Source organism: Actinophytocola sp. (genome assembly GCF_045807065.1).
Lineage (GTDB): Bacteria > Actinomycetota > Actinomycetes > Mycobacteriales > Pseudonocardiaceae > Actinophytocola.
Window position 1 is genome coordinate 1 of record NZ_JBJMIE010000808.1, and the last position, 3,187, is coordinate 3,187.

The window sequence follows — 3,187 nt, forward strand, 5'->3', positions numbered from 1 at the left end:
AAGATGTCCCTGCTGGACGCGGACTTCGAGGTCGCTTTCCGCCGCCGGCTGCCGGCCGGCGTCCGCATGTACACCGGCGACGACTTCAACTACCCGGACCTGATCGCGGGTGACGAGCACGGGTACTCGGACGCGTTGCTCGGTGTGTTCGCGGCCATCGCGCCCGCGGTCGGCCCGGCCCTGGCGGAGCTGGACAAGCGCTCGGTCGACGGCTTCCACGCGCTGCTGGACCCGACGGTGCCCCTGGCCCGGCACCTGTTCCGCGCGCCGACGCAGTACTACAAGACCGGGATCGTGTTCCTGGCGTGGCTTTCCGGCCACCAGCAGCACTTCACGATGGTCGGCGGCCTGCAGTCGGGCCGCTCGGTCACGCACCTGGCGCGGTTGCTGGTGCTGGCGGACGAGGCGGGCCTGCTGCCGCACGCCGACCTGGCGGCGGCCCGGGCACGGTCCTTCTTCGCGGTGGCGGGAGTGCCCCAGTGACCGAGTTCTCCTTCAACCAGGCCACGGCGAAGTACTGGCCGCTCGTCGACGTGGTCAAGGGCTGCGCGGCGGCCGGCGTGCGGCACGTCGGCCTGTGGCGCGAACCCGTGGCGGAGTACGGGTTGTCCCGCTCGGCGGCACTGGTGCGGGACGCGGGCCTGTCGGTGACCTCGTTGTGCCGCGGCGGTTTCTTCGGCGCCCCCGACTGGCTCGACGACAACCGGCGCGCACTGGACGAGGCCGCCACCCTCGGCGCACCCGCGCTGGTGCTGGTCTGCGGCGGGTTGTTCGACCGCCCGCTCGCCGAGGCACGCGCCCGGGTGGCCGCGGGCCTGGAAGCGTTGGCACCACACGCGGTCGACGTCGGTGTGACGCTGGCGGTGGAGCCGATGCACCCGATGTTCTGCGCGGACCGGAGCGTGGTGGCGTCGCTGGCGGGCGCGCTGGCGCTGTGCGAGCCGTTCCCACCGGAAGCGGTGGGCATCACGCTGGACACCTACCACGTGTGGTGGGACGAGCGGGTCCTCGAGCTGATCGCCGCCGCCGGCCCGCGCATCGCGTCGTTCCAGCTCGCGGACTGGGTGGTGCCGCTGCCCGCGGACGTGCTGGTGGGCCGCGGCCTCCCGGGCACCGGGCACGTCGACTTCCCCCCGCTGATCGACGCGGTCCTCGCGACGGGCTACTCCCGCCCGATGGAGGTGGAGGTGTTCAACGCGGCGCTGTGGGAGCGCCCGGGCGAGGAGGTCCTGCGCGACACGATCGCGGCGTTCCGGTCGGTGGTCACACCGGCGTGAGCCGCGCCAGGGCATCGGCGAGCGCCGACGCGGTGGCGGGCGTGACGGTGAGGTGGTCGGAGTCCGGGGTGACCGTGCGGACGGACCGGTACCGACCGGAAGGCGTGTCGTGGACGGACATCGCCCGCGAGCGGACGGCACGCCCGTTGGGGTACCGCGTCTCGGCGACGATCTGTGCGACGCGCACGCTACCGGTGGCCATGGCGATGAGGGTGCGTGCGTCGTCGGTGCTGACCCCGTTGTGCCGCAACGTGTCGTGCGGCTCGTCGTCCCGCACGGCCGCGGCGAACAGCCCGGTGTCCACGCGTACCGGATGACCCTGCCCGGGCGGCACTTCGGGCAACAGGGCGAGCAAGGTGGTGGCCCGCGCGGTGGCGGGTGCGGAGCTGACCGTGAAGCGCTCGCCCAGCACCCCGAGCACGTTGCGCCGCCCGCGGGTCGCGAGGATCGCCCGAGTGGTGTCGACCCCGAACACCCGCAGCTCGAGCGACCGCGTCCGCCGCGCGATGGTCTCGAGCCGGTCGGCGAGCCGCCAGTGCGGTCGGCCGTGGTCATCGGCGAGCTCCCGCTCGGCCAGCTCCGTCCACACGCGACGTTCGAGCGCGGCCCGTTCGGCGTGGGTGGCACCGGGCGAGGGCACGTCGACGACCAGTGGCAGGGCGTCCAGCCGCAGGGCACGCCACACCACGTCGAGCTCGGTCGGGGACAGGTCGAACCGGATCATGGCTCGAACTCGACGGGTACCAGCACGATCGTGTCCTCGTCCCCGTCGAGCACGACCCGCGGTGCCGGTGACAGCGGCGGCAGCGAGGCGACCCGCTCGACGGTCGTGCTCTCGTACCCCCGCATCACCTGCCGCGCCCGCTCCTCCGCCTCCCTGGCGGCCCGCAGCTGGTGGTCGACGTCCACGGTCGAGTTGAGCACGTCGATCGGCCCGCCGGTCGGGAACAGCGAGGGCCACGGGTCCGCGACCGGCGGCATGCTCGCCCGCACCCGCGACGAGCCGTCCGACTGCCCGGACGCGGTGAGGCCGGTCATCTCCCCGTGGTGGCGCATGGCGTCGTCGAAGTCCCGCAGCAGCCGCAGCGTCTCGGCGGTCACGGTCGCCGCGTCGCCGGTCCACCCGCCGTCGATCTCCCGCAGGACGGCGTCCGCCAGGCCGGCGTTCTCGCCGAGCGCCCTGGTCACGCGCTCCAGCCGCGCCTCGAGCGCCTCGGTCGCCGCCGCGCCGGGGCCCCTGTCGACCCCGGCGACGATCTGGCGGTGGGACACGCCCTCCCACCGCACGTCGGGTCCGGTCATGACCGCAGGCCCCGGCTGGCTGTCCTGGGTCGCCACATCGGCACCACGTTCGGCGGCGCACCGGTGAAGCCGGCGGCGACCAGCTCCTCGGTCGGTCCGTGGTGCCGGGCGGCCGCGAGGAGTGCGTCGCGCAGTGCCCGGTGCCGCGCGTATTCGGCTTCCAGCACCCGGGTGAAGGAGTTTTCGCCGAAGACGAAGTATTCGTCGAACCGGTGCCGGGCCCACCTGCTGACGGGGTCGTCCAGCCACGGCTCGTCGACCAGCAGGTCGTCTTTGAGGTGCCGTACTTCCGAGATCAGGTTGTCGACGCAGTCGCGGAACAACGCCGCCAGCGCCACGACGTTCTCCGGCGTCACCTGGATGTGTTGCCCGCCAGGCGTTTTCGGTGCGGCGGCTGGCCTGTCTGCTTTCCGTGCCATGCGCGTTCCCCTCGGATGATCGCATTCATCCCCTGCGACGTGGGGGATTTTATCCGCAAATATCTGGTTGTGAAGTGCGTTCGTCAATTCGGGTGTCAAGTTCTCCGGAATTCGACATGATTCAGGTCTCGTCGGCCCCGGTCGCGGGAGATTTTTCAAACATCTCCGCCGCGTGGCGCGGCGGCCGGC

General features: G+C 72.4%; 6 protein-coding genes. 3 read left to right on the plus strand and 3 right to left on the minus strand.

Annotated features, from left to right (window positions below):
• A partial coding sequence (locus tag ACJ73U_RS46645; RefSeq protein ID WP_407784243.1) for a DUF993 family protein occupies positions 1 to 483 on the plus strand: 483 nt, incomplete at its 5' end.
• On the plus strand, positions 480 to 1,277 hold the full coding sequence (locus tag ACJ73U_RS46650; RefSeq protein WP_407784244.1) for a sugar phosphate isomerase/epimerase family protein: 798 nt from the start codon (positions 480 to 482) through the stop codon (positions 1,275 to 1,277). The genes ACJ73U_RS46645 and ACJ73U_RS46650, both read left to right, overlap by 4 nt.
• Here ACJ73U_RS46650 and ACJ73U_RS46655 read toward each other — a convergent pair.
• The 3 genes from ACJ73U_RS46655 to ACJ73U_RS46665 are packed head-to-tail and all read right to left on the minus strand — an operon-like array spanning position 1,264 to position 2,935.
• A complete protein-coding gene (locus tag ACJ73U_RS46655) occupies positions 1,264 to 2,001 on the minus strand; it encodes an ESX secretion-associated protein EspG (protein WP_407784245.1) in 738 nt (245 codons plus the stop codon). The two genes, ACJ73U_RS46650 and ACJ73U_RS46655, sit on opposite strands and share 14 nt — an antisense overlap.
• Complete coding sequence (locus ACJ73U_RS46660) at positions 1,998 to 2,579, minus strand: hypothetical protein (protein ID WP_407784246.1); 582 nt, start codon at positions 2,577 to 2,579, stop codon at positions 1,998 to 2,000. Before ACJ73U_RS46660 ends, ACJ73U_RS46655 begins: the two co-directional genes overlap by 4 nt.
• Entirely contained in the window at positions 2,576 to 2,935 is a 360-nt protein-coding gene (locus ACJ73U_RS46665) for a hypothetical protein (RefSeq protein ID WP_407784247.1), read from the minus strand. Before ACJ73U_RS46665 ends, ACJ73U_RS46660 begins: the two co-directional genes overlap by 4 nt.
• A gap of 29 nt (positions 2,936 to 2,964) precedes the next feature.
• On the opposite strand from ACJ73U_RS46665, the gene ACJ73U_RS46670 reads away from it, so the two are divergent.
• Positions 2,965 to 3,187, plus strand: a 223-nt coding sequence (locus ACJ73U_RS46670; protein ID WP_407784248.1) for a hypothetical protein, incomplete at its 3' end; no start/stop codon positions are given.

What these genes read in the sequence shown, in the direction of transcription:
- ACJ73U_RS46655 (WP_407784245.1), bottom strand. Translation starts at nt 2,001, where the DNA reads ATGATCCGGTTCGACCTGTCCCCGACCGAGCTCGACGTGGTGTGGCGT.
- ACJ73U_RS46660 (WP_407784246.1), bottom strand. Translation starts at nt 2,579, where the DNA reads ATGACCGGACCCGACGTGCGGTGGGAGGGCGTGTCCCACCGCCAGATC.